This window comes from Wolbachia endosymbiont (group A) of Aleiodes leptofemur (assembly GCF_964028465.1).
GTDB lineage: Bacteria > Pseudomonadota > Alphaproteobacteria > Rickettsiales > Anaplasmataceae > Wolbachia > Wolbachia pipientis.
Window position 1 is genome coordinate 581,647 of the sequence record NZ_OZ034782.1, and the last position, 23,766, is coordinate 605,412.

Genomic DNA, 23,766 nt, shown 5'->3' on the forward strand with positions numbered 1-23,766 from the left:
AAGTTGTTGCACAATTTGACATTGAAAAATTATAGCAAGTTGCTAGAGAATTTGTTTAACAGATTGTATGTAGAGAGTCATTACTCTGGACTACGTTTATAAATTTCTTTTCGATGTCCTATTGCTGCAATCTTGACCATGTGCTCTGAGTTATCTATTAAGTATATGACTCGATAATCGCCAACACGCAACCTAAAGTAGCCTACCCATTTATGCGATAAAGCCTCACCTACTTTATCAGGAATAATTGTGAGACGTTTTTCTATAGCTTTTTGCACCCTTAACCGTATTGTTTTCGGAAGAGAAGGAAGATCTTCGGTATCTACACCTTCTAAATAACCAATTTGGTAAATTATTCCCACTTGATATCTTCATGCCTAATTATTTTTGCTCCAGGAACATTACGTTTAGCAGCAAGTTCAAGTAGAGCTATTTCTCCTTCATCCATTTCGTCACCTTCAGATAGTTTACTTACTTCAAGTTCTTCTTCTACTAGATCTTTTACAATCTCTTCTATAGGTCTATTTTGAACTTTCGCCATTTCTATAAGGTAATGAGCAAACTCCCCCTCAAAATTTACATTAACATTAATCCTTCCTTGATTTTGATCCATATTATTCACTGCAAGATATCAACTTCGAATTGTAACACTTTTATATAATTTTGTCAATCCCTTTACTCGTTGAAAACACTATCTTTCTCTTTGGCTTCACACCTGCAACTTTCAGTTCAGCTTTAATACGTTGCCTGAGCTCCAATAAATCCTTTATTTGAACTTCCCCGTACCGCACAACATGGTCACCATAAGCAATTGATACTACTCGCTCTCCATTTTGCAGTTTTTTTATCGCTTCTTCGACTTGAATTAAATATTCTTCGTTATACATTTACTACTTGCTGATCCACTTGCTTTTGACTATTTTCTTTGATTTTTTACTTTCTGGTTTTTCACTCAAACTATTCCATTTACTCTCTGGCCAACGATCAATTCCAAGCGCAATAGATGCTGCTCTTGCGTAAATTCGGCAATCTAGTACTTCATTTCTTTCTCTTACCTTTTGCCACTCTTGTTTGGTATATCCTTTCACTACTTTACTGACTAATTGCTCTGCCGTTAGCTGCTTAAAATATTCAGGTGCATACTCAGGAAAATGACAATATCCTGCTGGCACTTTCTCTTTTTCCCCGCTTTTTAAAATATTAAGTAGCTGAAAAAGCTCTGACTTTAATATCGATACCCCTACTGGCCACAGCTTTATTCCTCTTTTCAGCTTTTGACCACCAACTGTTATATCTACTCTACTTGGGCTGCTAAGTGGTACTAGCGCTTTATTTACACCTTTCACTGCCATTACTCTTCCCGATCCTTGATGACTTCTCACCCAGTTGTAAACTTCCTGCGTTGCATACCCTGCATCAACCGCCATCATGCTTATCATATATTCAAGCCCATTTTCACCGATAAAATGATGATTTAAGAGCTCAGAGAGTTTTCCCCATACTTCTCCACCTCCTGTATCTCCTTCAAATACTCGATAGTCTATTGACCAACTTTCACGGCTTTTTCCCCAGGCTACAACTTCTACTTCTAACCGATCTTTTTGGACATCTACTCCTGCTGTGAGAACTACTTCGCCTTTTGGTACTGTGCCTATGGGGAAAAATTCTCTTCTGTTAAATAGTTGCTTCCAGTCTGGTACTTCTCCTTTGTCTACCCAGGTTTCTCCAAGCGTAGTATTTATCCCAACCTTCAGTAATTGTTCACTTTCCTTTGCATGCAGAAAATCCTCTACTGCTTGTTGCCAACTATACCAGCCAACTGGACTATAAAGACTTGAAAGATGAAATCCTTTTTTCTCACCTTTTACTCTACTAGTAGGCCTCCATTCTCCACGCTCAAGCATCTCTGTCTTTTGATGATTTTCTATCTTTTCACCACATTCTACACATATATAGTGTGCTGTATTTGGATTTTTATCTTCCCATTTTATTTGTGACCACTTTAGAACTTGATAGTAATTACAATGCGGGCATGGTACAAAAAAGTATCTCTTATCTGTTGCTTCAAATTCCTTCTCAATTCTGCTTATTCCATGAATCGTTGGTGTTGATACTAAAAAAATCTTTCTACGTGCAAAAGTGTTAGTTCGAGCAATACTGAGCAGTACTGGATCTCCTTCTCCTCCTGAATCTCCTGGATACGCATCTATTTCATCAAGAAAGAGGTATTTTACTGGCATAGATCGGAGGCCTACACTGCTATTTGCTCCAGTTATTACTACTATTCCACCTGGAAATTCCTTGCTTTGTACAGTATTGCCCGAATCTCTTGACCTTGGGTCTTTTACTTTACTTTTTAAACATGGTGTACTTTCAATCAGTGGCGCAAATCTTCCTTTTGACCAACGTTTTCCCATTTCAACTGTTGGCTGCACAACTAACATTGGACCTGGTGTCTGATCAATGATGTAGCCTATCCAATTGTTACCAGCTTCTGTTCCTCCAATCTGCGCTCCTTTCATGAATACTACTTTTTCTGCAGGTGAAGATGGAGAAAGTGAATCCATGATCTCTTTTAAATAAGGAGTTCTTTCCGTTCTCCATTTTCCTGGCTCTGATGCTGCAGTTGGTGCTAAAACTCGATACTCATTCGCCCACTCTGATACTTTAAGTAGTGGATCTGGTCTTAAACCTTCAGAAAAAGATGTAGCATAGATCATACCTTAACCCTACTTATTGCTGGTTCTATCTCAACATCATTAACAGTAGAACTACATTCCTCCAATTCCATAAACATCTTTTTCTGAAATTCGTTTTCTATATATCTTTTGCTCATCTGACTTATGATTATTGCTATAACAAGCACAAATACCCCTGTTATTGTTGCAAAAATGATTGCACCGCTTATTGTTGTTGCTGTTAACCCTATACATACCGCTATTGCTACTGCACTTACTGAGGTAGAAACACAGATTACATTATTGTATTTTCTTACTTTTGCATCTCTATGCTCCATACACCTATAATAAATTGGTACAGATCTGCCTATCTCATCTGGTAATTTGATACTCTTTTCTTTAAATAAAGTTTTTAGCAATTCTAAATTATTTGACTTGATTGCTAAGTGCAGAACAGGTGTATAGTTTGCTCCTTTTTTCAGCAATAACTTTACTACATGTAAATGCCCTTTTTCTGCAGCAAGATAAATCGGTGATAGACCTTTATTATTTACAATATCAATATTGATTTCTTCTTTTAAAATTGCATCTACAATCTCAATTTCTCCTCTTTGTGCAGCTAAATGGAGTAGACTATTCTTTTCAGAACCGTATTTATTACTCACCAAAGCCTTCTTTATCTCAGATTTAGCGTAATCAAATGGTGTCTTGCCGCTATCGTCTTTTACCAGAGGGTCTATATCTTCTCGCGTTAGTAAAACTTCTATTGTTTTAAGTCTTTCAGCGTAATGTAGTGGTGTTTTATTTTCGTAGTCTTGCAAATTGACTTGAGCATTAGGCTCCTTTATTAAGCATTTGAGAATATCAAGACATAAGTCTCTTTCATCGTAATTAGTATTACTTACAGCTATATGAACAGGTGACAATTTCATTGAGTTTTGTCCTATGCGCGCGCTATTTACATCTGCTCCAAGCTTCAGCAGTAACTTTACTATCTCCAACTTTTTATTATTAACTGCATAGTGCATTGGTGTCTGATTTCGTGCATCAAAGACATCTATTTCAGCTTTTCCTTCTTCTACTAAAATTTTGACAACATTTCCATGTCCTATGCCTGCTGCTAGATGTAATGGAGTATGATGCAGAGCATTTCGTGCATTAACGTCAATACCTTTTCTGATCAAATATCTCACTGCATTAACTTCACCTATCATTGCGGCCAAATGAAGTAAGCTATCTTGCTCTGATCCGTATTTATTGTTGATTAGCGCTTTCAATATTTCTGCTTTTTTCCCTTCTTTGGCATAATCTAAGGAGGTTTTGCCTTCATTGTCCTCAACAAAAGGATTAATATTCTTCTTCGTGAGTAACAAATCTACCATGCTTAATTCATCAAATTCTATAGCACAATGTAGTGGTGTCTTTCCATTTAATCCTCTGACATTAACATCTAATCCAGGTTGATTAATGAGACACTTTATTAACTCCAAACTTAAGTTATCAGCCATTTTATATTCAAAATCTTTTTTATATTTGAAATTTAGTATTAGATAACTCTTGTAATGAGTTTGTAATCTCTTCAGTTAGCGCCATATGAATCTTTTCAGTGTCACTCAGTGATGCAAGCAATGCTGAAACTCTATTTGGAATATTAAGTAAATTATTACGGACAACTCTTGCTACATTAAATGCATCGCGCTTTACTTCTTCTACTGCTACAAGTTCTCCTATCTCAGCCCTAGCTTTTGCCTCAAGAAGTTTACCTCGTTCCATTTCATTTTTTATTCTGGTTTTTAGCAACATCGTGGAAAGGTTACTTGTATTTTCTGGATTTTTCCTCCTCAGTGGCTGACTTGGATCTCTTATTGCCGCTACTGCTTCATTTGCTTGTTCTCTATTGATCAAACCATCCTCCAACTCAACTATTCCTTTTTTTACTAAATAACAGACATATTGCTTTGATACTCCTATCTCTCTTGCCCATTCTGTTTGTGTGATTTTCACTTTTTTTTCTCCTCTCTCTTGTTTCTACGAATTTTCTTCTTGAATCTCTGAAAAGGTTTTGCCAGTATCAGCAATTCCCTACCTGTTTATACTTGCCGGCGTCTTAGAGATATTTTACTAATATAGAGCGAAGTACTCCGGTTTATAGCTGCTTTCTTTTTACATAGTGAAATTTGGCTATTTTCAACTAATACTATAAATTGCATCTTTGTAGTTATGAGATTCAACCACTACTTGCTCTAGCGTTAAACTGCTGCATTTGGCATCTTTACTATGGTTTTCTTCAAGCACTTTTGTCCTTGCTTCCTTTATTTCCTCAATGAACTTTCCATTAACTTTTTCTGGTTCAATTCTTTCCTCACAATATACAAGATTTGTGCAATTTGTTTTTCTGTAGTAATGTACTCCAAGGAATATCACTGATAGTGCAAGTATACTCGAGCCTATAAGTAGTGATAACCCTACGTTATTAATCAAAGCGTTCTGGTAAAACTTCTGTACACTATTAATACCACCTTCTACATACAGTAATAAAGGCAATACTATATTTACAGCAACCAAACTGCTTAATAATGCTGTAAATAATGGCCTATCTTTGATTACTGATTCTACTTTATTTCTTCTACTAATGACTTTGTCGTCAATATTAATGAAGTTGTTCTTACCCTCCCAAGCGTTAAGTGTAAAATGCGAATGAGTACCATTGCCGTATTCCAGTTTGACTGATTTTATTACTTTATCTTTTGGTTGATACTTTAGCACCTGATTCAAAGTTTCATTCGCATTCTTTCCCCCTATTTGACACTCTTCAGTATCTCTAAATTGCTTTATTCCACAAAATATCGGACTAATTGCAACCAATAATGCAACAGCTAGAATTGGTATAGTTACATAGATGACACTGTTTGCAAAAAATGCAATAAATTGTGCTTTATCCTGTAAATATACCAAAGCTGCAGAAACGCTAAGTGCAACAGCAGCTATACCGAAAATTATAAATTCCTTCTGCTGCACTGCATATTTTACTCTTGGCAAAATTCTATTTGTTTTCTTTTCTTTTTTAATTAACGGGGTTTCTTCATTATCACTTTTTTCTGATGAGCTAGTTGAAAGTGTAACTGGACTATCATGATTTAATGACATATTCTCCCATCCTTGATTGCCACAAGACTCACTCATCTCTGCACTTCTATTGTCTATTCCACTATCACTTCCTTCCAAACTCTTTTTTAAAAATTTTGTATTCAGATCTACAGGTTCATCAATTGATCCTTTCTTAATTGATGTTTCTTCAGAATTTGAATTTTCTATCTCTGGACTTTGATCATTTATTTTACCATCTAAACCTCTTTTCGAGAATCTTTTACTTTGGTCTATAGTTGCATACATAGGTTCTCCTATAGCTTCTTGCTCATCACATTTTTCTCCATTTAATTGGAAAGAAGAATGTGGTAGCTTTGGTGGTGCAATATCCTGAATAATACTCAACCGATGATTTTCTGCTGTTCTAGGTGAAGGTGGAGCTACATTTCTAATATTGTCCTTCTCCAACATTCCATTCCTAGGTAACGGCTTTGGTTTATCTCCTAATTCTATATCCTCTTCCTCTTTTTGCATTTCTTTTGTGTTGTCTATTTGGGAGTTGGAAGATGTGTTTGATGCTGCCTCAAACTGATCAAGAGAATACGGACGGTTATATTCTATTCCTTTTTCCTCACAAACTGTATTAAATTCATCCTCTGTATCTTCACCCTTATCCAACACTGAAAGTGCATCAAATTGATCAGCACCTGCCTCATCCATTCCTAGTGTAATACTGCCATCACTACCATTACTAATCACATTTGAAAAAGCTGCTTTGTATTCAGTGTTGCACTGCTTCAGGTCGTGACTACCACAAGTTTGCTTCATATGTTTCTCCTTAATAATAGGTGTTTGCTTCGTACCTTTTTCAAACAATTCAATTCTCTCCTTAACAGATAGTGTAGAATTGGAATACGAAAGCCAAATTCCCGAATAGAAGCACACATTCTGTTGACCACATCGTCATTTTTACGTGGGTTACGCTCATATTCAACTAGGTTTCGAGTAGGATAGTAGTGGATTGCTAAATTCATATAATTTAAATTCTTAATAATTAAAAAGTTAATATTTAAAATATCTCTGACGCTAAAGAAGGCCTGGAGTCAGCACCACCAAACCCGCCAGTATGGCCGAAAGGACCCACTTTTACGGTATTTTTTATGTGTTAAAATCTTTACCAAGATTCATAGCGTAAAACATTAATGCCAAAGCATCCGCCTCATTATCATCTCTAGGTGAAAAACTTTTTTCACGTATCGCTTCAATAACTTCACTCTTACTTGCATTGCCTTTGCCTGCTATAAAGCGTTTTATAGTCTTTACAGGAACACCTTTGTATGGCACATGATGCTCTTCACACCAAGCAGAGAGAACAGCCAGAAAACCACCGTAGCAATGCGCTGCATCTGTTCCTAAATGTCTTCTTACTTCCTCAAAATACACTGCAGTGAACTTATGTTCTAAAGAGTTAAGCCAATTACGGAAACTCAAAAAGCACATGCCACCTCCACTGAAACGACTACCATGAAAGCTTTTGCTCCCACTTTGAATTGCTCCATCTGTCAGAATTGCCCAGCCCGTTTGTTTGCCGAGGTCCAGTGTTAGGATTGACATTTGCTATTATTAAAATTACAAGTAGCACTTACTCCAAAATATCGTCTGGTTTCTGCAAAATACACTAGCAATTCATAGGTTTTTGTAGACCAACAACGGAAATTCGAGAATTATGTGCTACTGCAGAAAGTTGTTTTCTTATTATATATATTCACCAAAATTACAAAAACTGTTCAATTTTTTTTGCAAAGGATAAAAACCGTTGCTTGCAAGTTTGTTTTGTAACAGTAAGATTACTAAAAATACCATTTAATTAAGTTTTAAAGGGTACTAAGTGCATTCTTTGATGAGGTGCTGAGATTGATCTATAAAGTTACACCTAGCTTTAAAATGAAGTTTTTACCTCATCTAAAAAAATACAAGTATATTCAATGTTTGTTTGCCGAGTTTTGAATTGACACTTAAAGCTTTTGTATTTGAAGCACATCCACAAACTACATCAATGCCCTTCTATTATATATATACCGGATTTCTCACCACTTTTTCCGGGATTTTCTAAAAAAAAGTTAAAATAATTTTAAAACTGCTTATCAGCTAAAGAATAAAGCAGATAGTTCTCTATTTTTAGAGTTTTACAGTTGCTTGTCTTTTTTACAAATAACCCATATGCTACTTGAAGTAAGGTAGAGTAGATATGATAATAAATGGGAACGAAATTTTATTATATACAACTCCAGATGGAGACGTGAGAATTGATGTTTTGTATCGAGATGAAAACATTTGGCTTACACAAAAAAGAATGGCAGAGTTGTTTGATGTTAATATTAGAACAATTAGTGAGCATTTACAGAACATATTTGCTAGTCAAGAGTTAGATAAAGATTCAGTTATCCGGATTTTCCGGAATACTGCTGAAGATGGTAAACAGTATCCTACACAATTTTATAATTTGGATGCAATTATAGCTATTGGTTATCGAGTTAATTCTAAAAAAGCAACATTGTTCAGAGTATGGGCTACGAAAATTTTAAAGGATTTTATTATCAAAGGATTTGCATTAGGTAGCGAACGACTAAAAAACGGAAGGAAGTTCGGTAAAGACTACTTCAATGAGTTACTTGAAAAAATCAGGGAAATACGAGCATCCGAACGTAGGTTTTACCAGAAGATTACTGACATTTATGCTGAATGCTCTGCAGACTATGATCCAAATTCAGAAATAACAAAACAATTTTATGCAAAAGTACAGAATAAATTATATTGGGCGATTTACGGCTTGACTGCAGCAGAGCTAATATATTCTCGAGTTGATCATAAAAAACCACATATGGGACTAACTACTTGGAAAGATGGTCTAGGTAATAAAATTCATAAGAGTGATGTAAGTGTTGCAAAAAACTACTTGACTTTCCATAAGATGGTACAAGCCTCCACCTTCTAGGTGGAGAAACTTTAGTTTGTCAATGTCATAACTGTACTTTATAAAGTATAGTTATGACGGAATATGACAAAGGAAAACACACTGTATTTTATCATAGGTACCATATAGTCTGGATTACAAAATATCGGTACAGAGTATTAACTAAGGCTATGAAGGAGAGAATACGAACAATCATAGCAGAAGTATCTGAAGAAATGGGGATTAAGATAGAAAACGGAGTAATATCATCAGATCATTTACATTTATTCGTAGTAATACCTCCTCATATAGCTGTGAGTGATTTTGTTCAAAGAGCCAAAGGCAGGTCTTCACGCAAAGTTCAACAAGAATTTCCAGAGCTAAATAAAATGTACTGGGGAAAGCGTTTTTGGGGAAGAGGATACTTTAGTGCTACCAGCAGACATATCACAGATGAAGTCATTAATGAGTACATCAATAAACATACAGATGCACATCAGCCTCATTCTATATCTAGTATAAGATTGGAGTAGCTTTAGCTTCTCATCGCGCTTCCAGCGCTATATCCAACCTTTCGGCTCTCAGCCGATAGTGGTTGAGTGAAAAAGAATTAAGTGAACTAAATCACATTGTTTCAATGTATCTAGATTATGCAGAACTTCAAGCAAGAAAGCATCGGCTAATGAAAATGCAGAATTGGGTTGAAAAGTTGGATGCATTTCTATTGTTCAATGATTATGAAGTACTTAAAGATGCTGGTAAAGTTAGTGCTGAAGTTGCAAAAGCTCTAGCTGAAGGAGAATACGAAAAGTACAGAGTTATACAAGATAAATTACATGAATCTGACTTTGATGAATTAATTAAAGCAAGTAAAGAAAGTGAGAAAATAACTACAACAAAAACCAGCTTGTAGTTGAGCTATCTGTGTTTGACATCTTGCTTTTGTTTTAATTTCAAGGGGTGAACCACCCTAGTGAAAACATAAATCTTTGTCTCCATTGTACGCGATAAAATTGGAGACGTAAATAAATAAATTTGTCTCCATCTTGAACTATTGAGAGAGTTTTGTAGCTTATGTTTATGGCAAAACTTTTTTCTTTATCTTCACCTACAATTTGTTTATAGAGATTATTTAAAATATTTCCTTAAGAGTTTTAAATAAAAGTCGTTATATTTCAATAAGACCTCCAAAATAACCAGCTCTTGTTATATATATTTACCTAAATTACAAAAGCTGTTCACTTTTTTGAAAAAATATTTTACAACAAATAAAAAACATGATAAAATGAAACAAGGTTTTTTGTAGTAAGTAAAAGTTTAAGGTAAAAGATAATTTAGAAGTGCCTCATAATCGGGTTTTAAGCTACCTTACATAAGTAACTTAGGTCTTATTAGTATAATTGTACCCTGGAGTCGTAGAATCTTTTTAAAACGATATTATTAGCCATCTTGTTTTTTGTAAGCATTTGTCTTTCATCTTTTTTTAGGTTATCCAAAATGCAATAGCAGGTTTTTCATATTTTTGTCTCTGTGTTGTATTTTTATTTAGGGCGATCTGATTCATTAAGTCTTTTGAAAATGGAAAAGTAATATTTTCACACACTAAGTGGCTAAAAGCATAGAAATTCAGTGAGTTAAGTATAGTATGTTTTTGTTCCTAATTTTTCAATTTTACTGGAAATCACAAAACTCAGAACAGCTTCTTATTCCTTAAAACCTTACTTTGAAGAATAGGCCACACATTTATCTTCCTTTGAGTGATGCCTTTAATTATCTTACAATAACTAGGTTTATGTCTACTAATATCATGAAATGCAGCTGGTCCACCTGTATGCGTAAGTAGTTAGAGTAGGTTATAGGCGACTTTAAAAAACCGGTTAATTGCCACTTGAGTTTATTTTTTAAATGACTTTTATATTTCGGTTAAAAATTAAAATGGACGGTATATTAGCCTTTTTGAAAACCATTTCAGTTGAGCACCAGGTTAAAACTTATTACAGTTCATGTCTTTTTGCTTAACTTGTTATTTAAAAATTAAATATTTAAGCACGTTAATAATATTTAGGTAGGTATTATGAAAGGTATAGCTCTTTCCACAGAAGTCCGGATATGATAAGATTAAGGATAGATGGCGATAAGGAGGTTGGATGCCGGCAGCATATAGTTATGATTTAAGAAAAAAAGCAATGGAAGCACTAGACGAAGGGGAAAGCAGAGAAGCAGTGGCAGCAAGATTTAAAATTGGACGAACTACTTTGTGGGAGTGGAAGCAAAGAAAAAAAGAAACAGGCGACTTTCAGTCAAAAAACTCGGTAATGGAGGTTACAATCAGAAAATTATCGACTGGAATAAGTTTATCGAATTTGCTAAAAAACACGGTAGAAAAACTCTGTCGGAAATGGCTAAACTTTGGGGCAACGTTAGTATCGAAACGATCCACCGAGCTCTCAGAAAAATTGGATTTACGCGCAAAAAAAGACATATGGATACAAGGAAAGGAACGAAGAAAAACGTGCTGAATTCTTAAAAATTATAGCAACAAAAGAACCAGAAAACTTAGTGTATATAGATGAGTCTGGGATTGATAACACGGAGGACTATCCATATGGGTATTGCCAGAAAGGACAGCGATTTTATGCCCTAAAATCTGGAAAAAAAACTCAACGAATCAGCATGGTTGCAGCCTTAAGTAGAAGAAAGATAGTTGCTCCATTAACATTTGAAGGCCACTGTAATATGGATATTTTTAATGGATGGTTTGAGCAATTTTTGGCACCGATCTTAGAACCTGGACAAACTGTCATTCTTGATAATGCTACTTTTCATAAGTCTGATAAGCTTATCAAGCTCGCTAAAGGAGTCGGTGCAGAAATTTTGTATCTGCCGCCTTATTCTCCAGATTTTAACAAAATTGAGCATCATTGGTTTGCTATAAAAAACAGAGCCAGGAAAAACATTCCTCTATTCGAATCCTTTCGTCGTGCTGTTGATTCTGCCTTCCTATGACCTATTCGGACTATTATGAGAAATGCTATATTTAACAAAATTATGGACAAAAATGCAAGAATTTCAGAATGATCTACCTGGTTTTTTATTTAGTTGTTTAAGTAATACCACTCCCTTTAACCTCTCTATATTTGCTGAACAACTAAAAAGGGTAGGGGGGTGGTTGTAAATTGTATCTGTTCAGCAGAGTGGCAAAATAAGGTAGACGAGAAAAGACAACTATAGGAACAAATGGGTGTCATGCCAGTGCGTGAAACTGGTTTCCATCCAAAAGGGTGTCATTCCAGTGTCAGCTACTTTCATGACATCGTTTACTATGTGCCATATTGTAATGTTCGTACAGTTGTGGAATGAATCGCGGTATGACGTGTTGCTTGGGTCAGCTATAGTATAAATATACTAGGGGTTATAGTTTTCTTATGCTGCCTTTTGTTATTAGACAACCATAATATAAAGGAGTGAAACGGATGCAAACAGTAGTGCATTTCTGCACCAAACGTATTACCTTTAACGAATAGTAAAATGTGAGATTTTTTGGAACTACCGTGGAGCAATTGCTCCACGGTTTCATTCTACTTAGAATCCACCCATGCCACTCATTTCTCCTGCACCCATAGGAGATGAAGCATTTTCTTTGCTTGGTACATCAACTATCATAGATTCAGTAGTTATCAGCACACTCGCAACAGATACCGCTGTTTCAAAAGCAATACGCACCACTTTTGCTGGATCAATCACACCAGCTGTAAACGCATTAGCATAATTCATAGCCTCAACGTTGTATATAAGCTCTTTATCATTCTGCTTAATCAAATAGTCAATTATAACAGCAGATTCAAGACCAGCATTTTTGACTAACCTTCTAATTGGAGCACTGAGAACTTTCTTGATAATGTTTATGCCTATTTGTTCCTCGTCACTTGCACCTTTTAATTTGTCGAGAACAGATGAAGCATAAAGAAGCGCAACCCCACCACCTGGAACTATACCTTCTTCAATTGCAGCTCTTGTTGCATGCAGCGCATCTTCGACTCTATCTCTACGTTCTTTAACTTCCACTTCAGTTGCTCCACCAACTTTGAGCACAGCAACGCCACCTGATAATTTCGCTAAACGTTCTCTTAGCTTTTCTTTATCATAATCAGAAGTTGAAGTTTCAATTTGAGATTTAATCTGCTCGATTCTAGCTTTCACACTGTCAGAATCGCTATTTTCGCTGACAACTGTGGTATTATCTTTAGTAATTTTAACATTTTTAGCCGTACCAAGATCATCAAGCGTGAGATCTTCCATCTTGATTCCAAGTTCATCTTTTATGACGTACTTAGCACCAGTTAAAGTTGCTATGTCTTCGAGCATCTCCTTTCTTCTGTCACCAAAACCTGGAGCTTTTACTGCAGCAACTTTTAAACCACCACGCAATTTATTGATAACTAAAGTGCTTAATGCTTCACCTTCGATATCCTCTGCAATAATAACCAAAGGTTTACCAGATTTAACAATAGCTTCAAGAATAGGAAGTAAAGGTTGAATAATATTTAATTTTTTCTCTGTAATTAATAGATAAGGATTATCAAGCTCCACGATCATTTTTTCATTATTTGTAATAAAATACGGAGAGAGATAACCGCGATCAAATTGCATGCCAGTAGTCAGCTCAACTTCTAACTCTTTTGAACCTTTACTCTCTTCAACAGTTATTACACCCTCTTTTCCAACTTTTTTCACGGAATCAGCGATACTGTTACCTATATCCTTATCACCATTTGCAGAGATTATTGCAACTTGTGCCACTTCGTCTATTTTCTCTAGAGAAATTGTACGAGACATTGACGCAATTTCCTTTAATATTACATCTTTTGCCTTCTGTATTCCGTTTTTAATACCAACACGATCGTTTCCAGCAGCAATTGATTTTGAAGCTTCCATTATCATGTTGCTAGTTAGTATTGAGCACGTTGTTGTACCATCACCAACTTTATCGTTACATTGAGAACAACTTTGTGCAAAGATGCTTGCTATCGCAGCGTTTAATGGTTTTTCAGGCTTGATACCCTTCATCACCTTATAACCATCTTTTGTAATTTCTGGTGCTCCATAGGGCTTGTTAATCCCTACTGTTTTTCCTCTAGGTCCTGCAGTTATTGCTACCGTTGAATCCACTATTGCTGCAACTTCACGAAAGGCTTCTTGCAACTGCTCACCTGATACTACTACATTAGTCATTTTTATCACCTCTTGTTAATAAAAAATTTAGAAAACTATAATAAAATCATTTACAATGCGCTATGTTCCGCTTTGTTTCAGTTTAGTAAAATAAAGACTGCTACTTAATGACAGCAAGTATATCGGACTCTTTCATCACGATAAGCTTCTCATTATTATGTTCTATTTCTGTACCAGCCCATTGGCGATAGAACACTTTATCACCAGCTTTCACAGTTAAAGTTACGCGTTCGCCACTTGAATTGCGTGAACCTTCACCAATTGCTATAACTTCACCTTTAGTAGGTTTCTTTTCAGCACTTGATGGAAGCACAATTCCACCTTGCTTTTCTTCGCTAATAGGCTTGATCAGCACGCTATCATCTAATACATTTAAACTTATACTTGACATTTGTTTTTCCTCATCAACAAATTAACTTATAAGTTTATATATATATACTCGTAAGTTAGATTTCAAGGGCTGGAGCTTGTAAAATATGCACGCCATTATAAAATATGCACGCCAAAAGCAGTTTCTAAAAGAGCCTAATGTTATATAATAAAATTTAGATTTATTTATAGAGATTTCATGAGTTATATACCATTTTTAAGTCGTGGTGTGATAGTGCTATATGGGCCTGACACTAGAGATTTTCTGCAGGGTATTATAACCAATGATATTAATAAGTTGGATAGCCAAAAAGCCATTTACTCTTTATTGCTTAGCCCTCAGGGAAAATATCTATATGATTTTTTTCTTATTGAATATGGTAAATACACCCTCTTGGAGTGCGAAAACATGCACTTGCAGCAAATAATCGAGAAACTAGATTTACTTAAAACTTATTTGAGGGTAAAGATTAAAGACGTTAGTGCACTATATAAGGTTGGGGTTTTGTTTAACACTAAGTTGGCGGAGTGTAGTAGTAAGTCACAAGTTATTTTTCAAGATCCAAGGCACAAGCTGCTAGGAATGAGGATCATACATAAAGATGAAATGAAAGAGCCGGTTGGGGATTTTACTCAGTATGAAAAAGTCAGAATTCAAAATCTCGTTCCAGATGGAGCGAAAGATATGGTGCAGAATTCATCGTTTCCGCTGCAATTTTTAATCGATAAAGTAAACGGTATAAGCTTTAATAAGGGGTGTTATATAGGTCAGGAAGTTGTAAATCGAATGAGCAGACAAGAAATATTCAGAAGAAAACTTTACCTTGTTGAGGGGGATAACGCACTTCCAGATATTGGCACTAAAGTGACAAATGAAAACAATGAGGAAATAGGGGAACTGCGCTCTAGTGTAGACAACATTGGATTTGCATTGCTTAATACTGGAAAGAGCCATGCAAATTTATATGCTGGTGGGGTCAAGTGCGTTAAGACGTTGAAGTCTTAAGGTAGCCCATATAGAAACGAAAAACTTGCTTGACAAACTCCGCCAGCCCCCTTATCATGGTATTGAAGGTATTCAGTTATCTTCATCTGTGCAGATTAAACAGCAAGAAAACAACGTAGTTGGCGTCTTATTTTTAATTTTTTGCACTATGTGCACCTTATGTCTTCACAACATTTCTGGGTTTTTACCTATATAAGCTGAAACGCGCTTATAAGTCGTTTAAGACAGTATAGTACGCCAATTTGCAGGATTAGAGAGTGACAACTAGCTAACACGGGGTTTCTTTTGCCTTTTTTTCTGCTTAGTAAATTTCTTAAACATTTGCAGCGTAGGTTAGTTGCATTCAAAAGCAGCTAAATTGCAGTGTTTAAGACTTAAAAACGCCAATACTGAAAATAGACAATGACTAGGGTTTCTTTTGCCTTTTTTTTCATTTGGTAAATTTTTTAATGTTTATGGCTAAACGACAACCGTCATCCCGCTGCTTGTTAGCGGGATCTCTTGTTAGCGCCGCGGCGGTATGACGGTTCGTGGCGGCGTGACGATATAGCCTTTCTTATAATAGTCCGAATGCGATAAGATATGTGTTTATGGCTATAGCAGGCCAGTAGCATATTACGGTCTGTTCGGATTATTGTAAAAAGAGCTATAAGCTCGTCATCCCGCTACTTGTTAGCGGCTAAGAGATACCGCGAATGAATCGCGGTATGACGGTTAAGTAGGGTGTCATCCCAGTGTCACGCACTGGGATGACATTATAGGAGCACTGGGATGACACCCTCTTGGATGGAAATCAGTGTCAGATAATTTCATGACACCAGTTGTTGTAAACTCACTTTTTCTCGATTTTTTGGTTTATCTTGTCTACCTATTTTGCCACTCTGCTGAACAGATACACTCAACTTATGGTCAATACATCTTCTATTAAAAATTGTACAAATTCATTGCCATTCCAGTAATTCATAGAGATTTTACCCAAAATAGCTTTAACATTACCCTGCATGATAGCAGAGCCAAGATGAGTATTTGCAGAACGAAATGCAATAGCTCTTACCATAACATTATCATCAGCAATAAAACATTTTATATGGTCAACTCCTATAACTTCAGGCTTTCTTATCTTTGCTCCTTGGATAATAAACCTTGGTTCAGGATTTCCAACTCCAAATGGTCCCAAGCGTTGCAGTTGGTTCCACAGAGATAAGTTTATTGCTTTAGCAGTTACTATACTATCAGCTTTTAAAGTTTTCTCATTTATAGAGTTTGAAAATCTTTCAGTAAAAAAATCATGCAAATCATTTATTTTGTCTTCTTTAATTGAAAATCCTGCCGCCATACTATGGCCACCACCTTCAATAATCAAATTTATAAACTTTGCGGAAAGGACTGCAGCACCGATATCAACTCCCAAAATTGATCTACAGCTTGCTTTTCCTATTCCATTATTTAAAGATATCACTACTGTTGGCAAGTGAAACTGCTCCTTTAGCCTTGATGCAATTATACCAATTATTCCCTGGTGCCAATTGCCACTTATCATTATAAAATTCGCACCTGATTGGGCAGACTTTTCCGCTTGTGCTGTAGCTTCCAAGAGAGCCTCATTTTCTAACACTTTTCTTGCATTATTCAAATCTATTAATTTTAGCGCGATTGAATGTGCTTCTTCATCATCATCGGTGGAAAGCAACCTTGCACCAAGCGATGCTTCTCCAATTCTTCCTCCAGCATTTATGCATGGCCCAATACTAAACCCTAATCGAGAAACACTTGGTTTTTCAAGGATTCCCAAAGCATCAAATAAAACACGCAAGCCAACGTTTTTTCTTGTTGACATAACTTTTAATCCTTGTGAGACAAGTGCTCTATTGAGGCCTGTGATCTGCATAACATCACAGACAGTTCCCAGGGCAACCAAATCCAACAGATCAAATAAATCTGGTTCTTTTTTGTTGGTAAAAAATCCTTGCTCACGTAGGCTTTTATTAAGAGCAACAATTAGCAGAAATGACACTCCAACTGCTGCTAGGTTATTATAAGGAGAGCTCTCATCAAGGCGGTTTGGATTCACAACTGCTACGGCGCTTGGTAATTTTTCCGTACCAAGGTGATGGTCAACAACTATAATATCAAGACCAAAAGCCTTTGCATCTTCTATTGGTTGATATGCAAGCGTACCACAATCAACGGAAATACATAAATCAATTCCATTCTTTTTAAGTTGTAATAAAGCATCTGTGTTTAATCCATAACCCTCATCAACACGATCTGGAATGTAGATTATAGAGTGTATATCGATTGCTCTCAGGTACCTGTTAATCAATGCTGACGACGTTGCACCATCAACATCATAGTCACCAAATATTGCAAGGTTTTCATCATTTTTTATTGCCCGTATTATACGAGAAACAGCTTTATCCATATCAAGAAGGTGAAAGGGATCTGGTAATAGCGATCTGATTAGTGGATATAAGAAGTCGCTTGCATTTTCTATGTTAACACCACGAGTAACCAATATTCTTGCTAATATTTCTGGTAACTCAAATCTCTGTGTAAGAGTTAAGATTTGCCTTTGATCTGCTTCTTGCAACTTCCACAATGCATTTGTTATGCTGCGCTTTTCAATTTCAAGTAGCATATTCTTTCTTTGTAAATAAAACTACCTTACCAGAATTTTTAAGCTTGTTCTATAATTGTATTAGACTTCTGCATAACCTAAACTAAGTAGAAAAAAGGTATCATCTAAGTAGCTGACACTGGTCTCCATCCAAGAGGGCAGTAGCCCCTTCGGTGTCATTCCAGCGCGTGACCAGGTCTTTTTAGCTATCATAGGATGACAGAAGCAGACACTCCACTTTGTCGTTCCAGTGCCTCCTTTTTTTGTCATTCCAGTGCCTTGACTATTTGGATCCAGGAAAAAGAATGGTGTCATCCCAGTGCCCCTATGATGTCATCCAAGTATCCTCCCTCTCCTGTCATCCCAGTGCTCCTTTTTTTGTCATCCGAGTAGCTGACACTGGGATGGCTTTGTTGCATCGCTACTTATGAAAGGCTAACTATAATTAGGATTATAAGCAACTTATTGAAAATCTTGTTTTTTTGCAATCAATCTGATCAAATTTAAGAATAGTAATTTGTTATTTATATTAATAAATTTAATTCTATTGAAAATAGCTAAAGCATTGAAATTCTTGAATTTTAGCCAGATTAGTGAGTGGTAGTGAAATTTCTTTTACTCAAATTTAGGTATTCACTGACCGTTCTTGTTATAAATACCAGAATAATAAGCTACTGATATTCTCCACCTTTTTTATCTTTAATCCATCATAGCTAGCGATGCAACAAAGCCCACTGGGATCCAGGAATTTTATTAAGTTGGTAAGCATAAAAGTGTTATGTAAAATACAACGTTCTTGATGGGATTGCGTGAAATGCTGGATCCCAGTGTCTGGGCACTGGGATGACAAAGGAGGACAGTGTCAGCTACTCGGATGACAAAAAAAGGAGCACTGGGATGACATCATCCTTTTTTTGGGGTTCCAGCTTCACGCGCTACCTTCCGTATAAATATTAAAAAATTTACCAAATGAAAAAAAAGGCAAAAGAAGCCCCGTGGTTGGCTAATTACTTACATTATATAGCATTTCTCATAATAGTCCGAATAGGTCATAGGAAGGCAGAATCAACAGCACGACGAAAGGATTCGAATAGAGGAATGTTTTTCCTGGCTCTGTTTTTTATAGCAAACCAATGATGCTCAATTTTGTTAAAATCTGGAGAATAAGGCGGCAGATACAAAATTTCTGCACCGACTCCTTTAGCGAGCTTGATAAGCTTATCAGACTTATGAAAAGTAGCATTATCAAGAATGACAGTTTGTCCAGGTTCTAAGATCGGTGCCAAAAATTGCTCAAACCATCCATTAAAAATATCCATATTACAGTGGCCTTCAAATGTTAATGGAGCAACTATCTTTCTTCTACTTAAGGCTGCAACCATGCTGATTCGTTGAGTTTTTTTTCCAGATTTTAGGGCATAAAATCGCTGTCCTTTCTGGCAATACCCATATGGATAGTCCTCCGTGTTATCAATCCCAGACTCATCTATATACACTAAGTTTTCTGGTTCTTTTGTTGCTATAATTTTTAAGAATTCAGCACGTTTTTCTTCGTTCCTTTCCTTGTATCCATATGTCTTTTTTTGCGCGTAAATCCAATTTTTCTGAGAGCTCGGTGGATCGTTTCGATACTAACGTTGCCCCAAAGTTTAGCCATTTCCGACAGAGTTTTTCTACCGTGTTTTTTAGCAAATTCGATAAACTTATTCCAGTCGATAATTTTCTGATTGTAACCTCCATTACCGAGTTTTTTGACTGAAAGTCGCCTGTTTCTTTTTTTCTTTGCTGCCACTCCCACAAAGTAGTTCGTCCAATTTTAAATCTTGCTGCCACTGCTTCTCTGCTTTCCCCTTCGTCTAGTGCTTCCATTGCTTTTTTTCTTAAATCATAACTATATGCTGCCGGCATCCAACCTCCTTATCGCCATCTATCCTTAATCTTATCATATCCGGACTTCTGTGGAAAGAGCTATACTTGCTCAACTTCACGGTCTGATAATCTTGCCCCTTCAATACGAGTAGAAGAACCAATACTTTCAATTGTTGCAATTTTCTTGAGCATTTGTAAACGTTCTGGAGCTAAATTACCAAACAATTGCCATGCTCCTTTAAATTCATCAATTTCAGCAACTAATTTTAACATTTCAGGTGTTATTACAATTTTTGAAATGTCAAACATATCTGTATTTTTATCTAGTTATATTCAATTATAGCCTTTCTTATAATAGTCCGAATGCGATAAGATATGTGTTTATGGCTATAGCAGGCCAGTAGCATATTACGGTCTGTTCGGATTATTGTAAAAAGAGCTATATATTCGAAAATATCCTATTAGCAAAGAATACTTGTGAGACACACACTAAAGAATGAATTTTGGTAGGCATAAAAGCAGCTATTTTATGTTAAAATACAACATTTTGATGAAATTATAAGAAAGGCTGGATCCGAGTAGTCAGCTACCCGTCAGTGCATGTTGAAAAATCATTTTATGATCTAAATCAGTTTTTTTACAGGTAACTTCTAAGCTTATCAATTTTTCCAAGATCTTCTTAAGTTCTGAAAGTTGCAAACTTTTCAAATGAGATTTAAAACTCTGCAATTGTTTAAAAAACAATGGAGGGCTTAGCTGATCAATCGCAGCCTGCTCACTCATTCCACCTTGCACTGACAGCAAAACGTTTTCAAGGCGTAGGAAATAATTTGATATAATGCGAATTAGTGCTATCGGTGAAAAATTTTCTTGCGATATCAATGCATCAGAAATTCTAATGAAACGCGACATATCTTTACTTGCTATGGCAGAGCATAGATCATCAAGTGTAGCATAGTCGTTGCCGGAAGTTGAAAAGCATAATTCTATATCAGTAAGTTTTAGGTCTTTTCTCTCCCCTAAGTATAAAACTAACTTCTCAAGTTCTGAACATATAGGCAGCTTGCTATGATTAAAGTAAGATTGCAAATGGTAGATTATCTCATTTGTGCATTTTATATCATTTTGTTTTAAGTAACTTGATATAATGTCATAAAGATTGCTGTTGCTGTCCTTATAGCAAGCAATCACACCAAAAATTTTTGAACTCTCCATATAACTTTTAGTCGCAGAATTATATGGAAGATCATTTGCTACCATCATTACATAATGACCACTTGCGTTATAATCCAATACATTTTTTAACTCCTTGGATATACCTCCACTCACATTTATCAGCTTAATTAATTTTTTGCTGGTAAACATCGAAACGTTTGCCAATTCAGAAAACAGTAAACTGGGTGACTTATGCACTATTGCAAAATCCATCACCTGAACTGAATACTCACCCAAATTAGCAATTATTTCTTGTACATAAAAATCAACCCTACTGTTATCACTTCCATGAATTAACACACCACGTAAAGCATCAGGTTTCTCTAGGAATTTTTTAACTTTGGATGGTGTGACCCTCATGCTATCTATATGATATCATTCTCATTTGACTGTACATGAGTATCCAAAGACTCTGAGTCTCCTTGTGCAATATTATGCACATCACCTGCTACATCATCTGACTCTTCTGTTTTTCCTGTAATATAATTATAAAATTTTTTCACAGGTTGAGATATATATTTGGAAAAAAATCCTTCTTCGCTCATATTGCTTACTCCATAAAATTAACAACTTATCATTAGCATATAAATAATAGTATAGCAAAAACTATTTTGTGCTAAGATAGTGATGTTTTATAATGAGTATATTACAAAATTATTAACATTCGAGATCAAAATTAAGCCAACCTGCTTAATACTAGCCTTATAAAATAAGCGATAATTAAATATACCGCTGCAACAAGTATAATTGCAGGTCCAGTTAACAAATCAAAACTTGCAGATAACATGAGACCTGATATCCCAGAGATCACAGAAAAAACTGTTGCAACAATAATCATCTGCATTGGAGTTTTCGAAATGAGCCTTGCAGATGCTGCTGGTATTAGCAAAAATGCAGCAATGAGTAATATTCCTATTAGTTGGGCAGCAATTGCTATAAATATAGCAAGAGTGATTAAAAATTCTAGTCTAACAAAGGTAACATTAATTTTTTCAACTACTGCTAAATCTTGATTAATTGAAATCATTAACCAATAACGCCATCTAAATATTAATATCAAAGTAACTACTGCAGAGGTTAAAAAAATCAATACTATATCACTTTGATCGAGCGTTAATATATCACCAAACAGTGAGCTAATAATACTATTATTGCCAGATGGAAGAAAAGACATAAGTATTAAACTCGATGATAAAACTACATTGGTAACAATGTTCAATATCGTATCAGCAGAATATAATCTGTTAAAATTAAGAGAAAGTAGTATAGCAAATGTAATTGCAATGAGCATTATGCTAAGCGATGGGCTAATCTTAAAGATTAAAGCAAGTGCAACACCAAGCAACGAAGAATGGGACAAACTATCACCAAGATAAGATAACCTTTGCCATATCATAAACGATCCTAAAGCGCCTGTTACTAGGCTAATTACAACTACTGCAATTAGACTATTGATGAAAAAGTCCTGGGTAAGCATGCTATATGGCTATTAGATAACTGACAACAAATCTATCTTCGGATATTAAAACGTTATGGGTTCTGCATGCAGAACCTGTTGTCATAAATTCAAAATTTAAACCTTTTTGTTCCATAAGATAGGACTTCACTGAAGAACTTAGTATATTGCGTGTTTTACCAGTACCTATTAACAAAATTTCTATTTCCTCTGTTAAAAAAGATTCAAAATACTCCTTGCTGTTTATATCACTTTCTTTCAATTTTATCACCTTTTCAGGAAAAATTATAATTGAGCCATAATATTCTTGATTGTTTACCAAAAATTTTCCTTCCCTGTAACCATTTATAAGATTTTTATTCTCGGAAATTAAGGGAGTTACATCCATAAGTCAAACTATTAATTGAGTGTCACATACCCACCATTCTGGTTGCTTTTTTCCGATATTAACTGCAGCAGCTTTTGCATTTTCCTCACTATCGAATATTCCAAAACATGATACACCACTGCCTGACATGCGAGAAAGTATAGAGCCTTCTTGTGACTCAAGTGTTGATATCACATCCTTAATTTCAGGTACAAAGCTTATTGCTATTTCTTGAAGATCGTTTCTCGTCTCTTTAAGAAACTTCAACAAATCCTTTTCAGCGTCATCGCTCCATTTAATTGGCTCAGAAAATTTTCCTTCATGTTTGGAAAATACCTCTGGTGTACTCAAAAACCTTTTTTTCGGTTTCACAAGCACCACATTTGTAGGTAAAGAGAATTTTTTAATGTGGCATAATTCTTCGCCAATACCTCTAACAAAAACTGGCTTGCTATCTACGCTTGCGGGAACATCAGCACCAACGTTTAAGGCTATTTCATTTAAAATCGTCCTATCAATCTCCCACAGCTTCCCTAGCGTACGTACCACAGCTCCAGCATCTGAGGATCCGCTACCAAGTCCTGCAGCAATTGGTATGTTTTTTACAACCTTTACAGTGACTTTAGTGCGTACAGGAGCATGCCTAAGCAGCAGATTAACCGCTTTCATTACAGTGTTATATTGGTTATTTATTTTAGACTCGGAGTTTATAAATTCAACTGTAGAGTTATCGTATCTAGAATCCTTCTCACCTACTTTTATTTCCAAAAAATTAGAGAGATTAGCAAAGACAAATAAACCTTCAATCAAGTGATACCCTGTTTCTTTTTTGTCTACAACATGCAAAAAAAGATTGATTTTTGCAGGCGCCTTTACACAAAAACTTTTCATTATATATCTTCACTAACACTATTTTT

24 protein-coding genes and 3 pseudogenes are annotated in these 23,766 nt (G+C 35.6%); 6 read left to right on the forward strand and 21 right to left on the reverse strand.

Annotated features, from left to right (window positions below; genetic code table 11):
• Positions 1 to 80: 80 nt before the first annotated feature.
• The 9 genes and pseudogenes from ABWU67_RS03235 to ABWU67_RS03275 all read right to left on the reverse strand — a co-directional run bounded on the left by ABWU67_RS03235 (position 81) and on the right by ABWU67_RS03275 (position 7,379).
• Complete coding sequence (locus tag ABWU67_RS03235; RefSeq protein WP_010962706.1) at positions 81 to 362, reverse strand: type II toxin-antitoxin system RelE family toxin; 282 nt, start codon at positions 360 to 362, stop codon at positions 81 to 83.
• Positions 353 to 613, reverse strand: coding sequence for a hypothetical protein (locus ABWU67_RS03240; protein WP_077188256.1), 261 nt, complete (start codon positions 611 to 613; stop codon positions 353 to 355). Before ABWU67_RS03240 ends, ABWU67_RS03235 begins: the two co-directional genes overlap by 10 nt.
• A gap of 40 nt (positions 614 to 653) precedes the next feature.
• Entirely contained in the window at positions 654 to 887 is a 234-nt protein-coding gene (locus ABWU67_RS03245) for a hypothetical protein (RefSeq protein WP_341822143.1), read from the reverse strand.
• A 3-nt stretch (positions 888 to 890) separates the two neighbouring features.
• Positions 891 to 2,720 (reverse strand): phage terminase large subunit family protein, encoded by a 1,830-nt coding sequence (locus tag ABWU67_RS03250; protein WP_353282185.1) that lies wholly within the window; start codon positions 2,718 to 2,720, stop codon positions 891 to 893.
• On the reverse strand, positions 2,717 to 4,186 hold the full coding sequence (locus tag ABWU67_RS03255) for an ankyrin repeat domain-containing protein (RefSeq protein ID WP_341822145.1): 1,470 nt from the start codon (positions 4,184 to 4,186) through the stop codon (positions 2,717 to 2,719). Before ABWU67_RS03255 ends, ABWU67_RS03250 begins: the two co-directional genes overlap by 4 nt.
• 19 nt (positions 4,187 to 4,205) lie before the next feature.
• Positions 4,206 to 4,682, reverse strand: a complete 477-nt coding sequence (locus ABWU67_RS03260; RefSeq protein WP_341822146.1) for a hypothetical protein — start codon at positions 4,680 to 4,682, stop codon at positions 4,206 to 4,208.
• 183 nt (positions 4,683 to 4,865) lie between these two features.
• The gene (locus ABWU67_RS03265) at positions 4,866 to 6,593 is read right to left on the reverse strand and encodes a hypothetical protein (protein WP_353282186.1); all 1,728 of its coding nucleotides are present in this window, start codon (positions 6,591 to 6,593) and stop codon (positions 4,866 to 4,868) included.
• A gap of 74 nt (positions 6,594 to 6,667) precedes the next feature.
• A pseudogene (locus ABWU67_RS03270) lies at positions 6,668 to 6,799 on the reverse strand (DNA methylase N-4); the annotation flags it as partial.
• Between the two features lie 124 nt (positions 6,800 to 6,923).
• Positions 6,924 to 7,379 carry a crossover junction endodeoxyribonuclease RuvC gene (locus ABWU67_RS03275; protein ID WP_341822148.1) on the reverse strand — a complete coding sequence of 152 codons (456 nt, stop codon included), beginning with the start codon at positions 7,377 to 7,379 and terminating at the stop codon, positions 6,924 to 6,926.
• Positions 7,380 to 8,013: 634 nt separating this feature from the next.
• Between ABWU67_RS03275 and rhuM (ABWU67_RS03280) the strand changes: the two genes are divergently transcribed.
• The 5 genes and pseudogenes from rhuM (ABWU67_RS03280) (at position 8,014) to ABWU67_RS03300 (ending at position 12,118) form a co-directional block, all read left to right on the forward strand.
• A complete protein-coding gene (gene rhuM / locus ABWU67_RS03280; protein WP_353282187.1) occupies positions 8,014 to 8,760 on the forward strand; it encodes a RhuM family protein in 747 nt (248 codons plus the stop codon).
• 53 nt (positions 8,761 to 8,813) lie between these two features.
• Positions 8,814 to 9,251 carry an IS200/IS605 family transposase gene (tnpA, locus tag ABWU67_RS03285; RefSeq protein WP_341822150.1) on the forward strand — a complete coding sequence of 146 codons (438 nt, stop codon included), beginning with the start codon at positions 8,814 to 8,816 and terminating at the stop codon, positions 9,249 to 9,251.
• Positions 9,252 to 9,313: 62 nt separating this feature from the next.
• On the forward strand, positions 9,314 to 9,631 hold the full coding sequence (gene rhuM, locus ABWU67_RS03290; protein WP_341822151.1) for a RhuM family protein: 318 nt from the start codon (positions 9,314 to 9,316) through the stop codon (positions 9,629 to 9,631).
• 1,234 nt (positions 9,632 to 10,865) lie between these two features.
• Positions 10,866 to 11,724, forward strand: a pseudogene (locus tag ABWU67_RS03295) (IS630 family transposase).
• 250 nt (positions 11,725 to 11,974) lie between these two features.
• Positions 11,975 to 12,118: a hypothetical protein gene (locus ABWU67_RS03300; protein ID WP_353282188.1), complete on the forward strand. Its 144-nt coding sequence runs from the start codon at positions 11,975 to 11,977 to the stop codon at positions 12,116 to 12,118.
• Positions 12,119 to 12,300: 182 nt separating this feature from the next.
• Here the strand turns inward: ABWU67_RS03300 and groL are convergent, their stop codons facing one another.
• Both groL and ABWU67_RS03310 read right to left on the reverse strand, forming a co-directional pair.
• The gene (gene groL / locus ABWU67_RS03305; RefSeq protein WP_010962503.1) at positions 12,301 to 13,950 is read right to left on the reverse strand and encodes a chaperonin GroEL; all 1,650 of its coding nucleotides are present in this window, start codon (positions 13,948 to 13,950) and stop codon (positions 12,301 to 12,303) included.
• A 100-nt stretch (positions 13,951 to 14,050) separates the two neighbouring features.
• Complete coding sequence (locus tag ABWU67_RS03310; protein ID WP_173862895.1) at positions 14,051 to 14,332, reverse strand: co-chaperone GroES; 282 nt, start codon at positions 14,330 to 14,332, stop codon at positions 14,051 to 14,053.
• A gap of 186 nt (positions 14,333 to 14,518) precedes the next feature.
• Between ABWU67_RS03310 and ABWU67_RS03315 the strand changes: the two genes are divergently transcribed.
• Positions 14,519 to 15,325 (forward strand): YgfZ/GcvT domain-containing protein, encoded by an 807-nt coding sequence (locus tag ABWU67_RS03315; protein ID WP_010962504.1) that lies wholly within the window; start codon positions 14,519 to 14,521, stop codon positions 15,323 to 15,325.
• Between the two features lie 488 nt (positions 15,326 to 15,813).
• Here the strand turns inward: ABWU67_RS03315 and ABWU67_RS03320 are convergent, their stop codons facing one another.
• From ABWU67_RS03320 to ABWU67_RS03365, 10 genes and pseudogenes are all read right to left on the reverse strand, one after another.
• Positions 15,814 to 15,939: a hypothetical protein gene (locus ABWU67_RS03320; protein WP_353282189.1), complete on the reverse strand. Its 126-nt coding sequence runs from the start codon at positions 15,937 to 15,939 to the stop codon at positions 15,814 to 15,816.
• Between the two features lie 284 nt (positions 15,940 to 16,223).
• Complete coding sequence (gene recJ, locus ABWU67_RS03325) at positions 16,224 to 17,963, reverse strand: single-stranded-DNA-specific exonuclease RecJ (protein WP_010962506.1); 1,740 nt, start codon at positions 17,961 to 17,963, stop codon at positions 16,224 to 16,226.
• A gap of 60 nt (positions 17,964 to 18,023) precedes the next feature.
• Entirely contained in the window at positions 18,024 to 18,257 is a 234-nt protein-coding gene (locus ABWU67_RS03330; RefSeq protein WP_010962507.1) for a hypothetical protein, read from the reverse strand.
• A gap of 734 nt (positions 18,258 to 18,991) precedes the next feature.
• Positions 18,992 to 19,850: pseudogene (locus ABWU67_RS03335) on the reverse strand (IS630 family transposase).
• Between the two features lie 60 nt (positions 19,851 to 19,910).
• On the reverse strand, positions 19,911 to 20,120 hold the full coding sequence (locus tag ABWU67_RS03340) for a hypothetical protein (protein ID WP_353282190.1): 210 nt from the start codon (positions 20,118 to 20,120) through the stop codon (positions 19,911 to 19,913).
• Positions 20,121 to 20,393: 273 nt separating this feature from the next.
• A complete protein-coding gene (gene holA, locus ABWU67_RS03345) occupies positions 20,394 to 21,386 on the reverse strand; it encodes a DNA polymerase III subunit delta (protein ID WP_265042721.1) in 993 nt (330 codons plus the stop codon).
• Positions 21,387 to 21,391: 5 nt separating this feature from the next.
• Positions 21,392 to 21,571, reverse strand: coding sequence for a hypothetical protein (locus ABWU67_RS03350; protein WP_010082539.1), 180 nt, complete (start codon positions 21,569 to 21,571; stop codon positions 21,392 to 21,394).
• 131 nt (positions 21,572 to 21,702) lie between these two features.
• Positions 21,703 to 22,503, reverse strand: coding sequence for a metal ABC transporter permease (locus tag ABWU67_RS03355; protein ID WP_341822125.1), 801 nt, complete (start codon positions 22,501 to 22,503; stop codon positions 21,703 to 21,705).
• Between the two features lies 1 nt (position 22,504).
• Positions 22,505 to 22,870: an Mth938-like domain-containing protein gene (locus tag ABWU67_RS03360; RefSeq protein ID WP_151808071.1), complete on the reverse strand. Its 366-nt coding sequence runs from the start codon at positions 22,868 to 22,870 to the stop codon at positions 22,505 to 22,507.
• Positions 22,871 to 22,873: 3 nt separating this feature from the next.
• Positions 22,874 to 23,740, reverse strand: a complete 867-nt coding sequence (locus tag ABWU67_RS03365; RefSeq protein WP_265023264.1) for a 4-(cytidine 5'-diphospho)-2-C-methyl-D-erythritol kinase — start codon at positions 23,738 to 23,740, stop codon at positions 22,874 to 22,876.
• Between the last annotated feature and the right edge of the window lie 26 nt (positions 23,741 to 23,766).

What these genes read in the sequence shown, in the direction of transcription:
- ABWU67_RS03240 (WP_077188256.1), bottom strand. Translation starts at nt 613, where the DNA reads ATGGATCAAAATCAAGGAAGGATTAATGTTAATGTAAATTTTGAGGGG.
- ABWU67_RS03245 (WP_341822143.1), bottom strand. Translation starts at nt 887, where the DNA reads ATGTATAACGAAGAATATTTAATTCAAGTCGAAGAAGCGATAAAAAAA.
- ABWU67_RS03250 (WP_353282185.1), bottom strand. Translation starts at nt 2,720, where the DNA reads ATGATCTATGCTACATCTTTTTCTGAAGGTTTAAGACCAGATCCACTA.
- ABWU67_RS03255 (WP_341822145.1), bottom strand. Translation starts at nt 4,186, where the DNA reads ATGGCTGATAACTTAAGTTTGGAGTTAATAAAGTGTCTCATTAATCAA.
- ABWU67_RS03265 (WP_353282186.1), bottom strand. Translation starts at nt 6,593, where the DNA reads ATGAAGCAAACTTGTGGTAGTCACGACCTGAAGCAGTGCAACACTGAA.
- ABWU67_RS03275 (WP_341822148.1), bottom strand. Translation starts at nt 7,379, where the DNA reads ATGTCAATCCTAACACTGGACCTCGGCAAACAAACGGGCTGGGCAATT.
- rhuM (WP_353282187.1), top strand. Translation starts at nt 8,014, where the DNA reads ATGATAATAAATGGGAACGAAATTTTATTATATACAACTCCAGATGGA.
- tnpA (WP_341822150.1), top strand. Translation starts at nt 8,814, where the DNA reads ATGACGGAATATGACAAAGGAAAACACACTGTATTTTATCATAGGTAC.
- groL (WP_010962503.1), bottom strand. Translation starts at nt 13,950, where the DNA reads ATGACTAATGTAGTAGTATCAGGTGAGCAGTTGCAAGAAGCCTTTCGT.
- ABWU67_RS03315 (WP_010962504.1), top strand. Translation starts at nt 14,519, where the DNA reads ATGAGTTATATACCATTTTTAAGTCGTGGTGTGATAGTGCTATATGGG.
- ABWU67_RS03320 (WP_353282189.1), bottom strand. Translation starts at nt 15,939, where the DNA reads ATGCTACTGGCCTGCTATAGCCATAAACACATATCTTATCGCATTCGG.
- recJ (WP_010962506.1), bottom strand. Translation starts at nt 17,963, where the DNA reads ATGCTACTTGAAATTGAAAAGCGCAGCATAACAAATGCATTGTGGAAG.
- ABWU67_RS03330 (WP_010962507.1), bottom strand. Translation starts at nt 18,257, where the DNA reads ATGACACCATTCTTTTTCCTGGATCCAAATAGTCAAGGCACTGGAATG.
- ABWU67_RS03340 (WP_353282190.1), bottom strand. Translation starts at nt 20,120, where the DNA reads ATGTTTGACATTTCAAAAATTGTAATAACACCTGAAATGTTAAAATTA.
- holA (WP_265042721.1), bottom strand. Translation starts at nt 21,386, where the DNA reads ATGAGGGTCACACCATCCAAAGTTAAAAAATTCCTAGAGAAACCTGAT.
- ABWU67_RS03350 (WP_010082539.1), bottom strand. Translation starts at nt 21,571, where the DNA reads ATGAGCGAAGAAGGATTTTTTTCCAAATATATATCTCAACCTGTGAAA.
- ABWU67_RS03355 (WP_341822125.1), bottom strand. Translation starts at nt 22,503, where the DNA reads ATGCTTACCCAGGACTTTTTCATCAATAGTCTAATTGCAGTAGTTGTA.
- ABWU67_RS03360 (WP_151808071.1), bottom strand. Translation starts at nt 22,870, where the DNA reads ATGGATGTAACTCCCTTAATTTCCGAGAATAAAAATCTTATAAATGGT.
- ABWU67_RS03365 (WP_265023264.1), bottom strand. Translation starts at nt 23,740, where the DNA reads ATGAAAAGTTTTTGTGTAAAGGCGCCTGCAAAAATCAATCTTTTTTTG.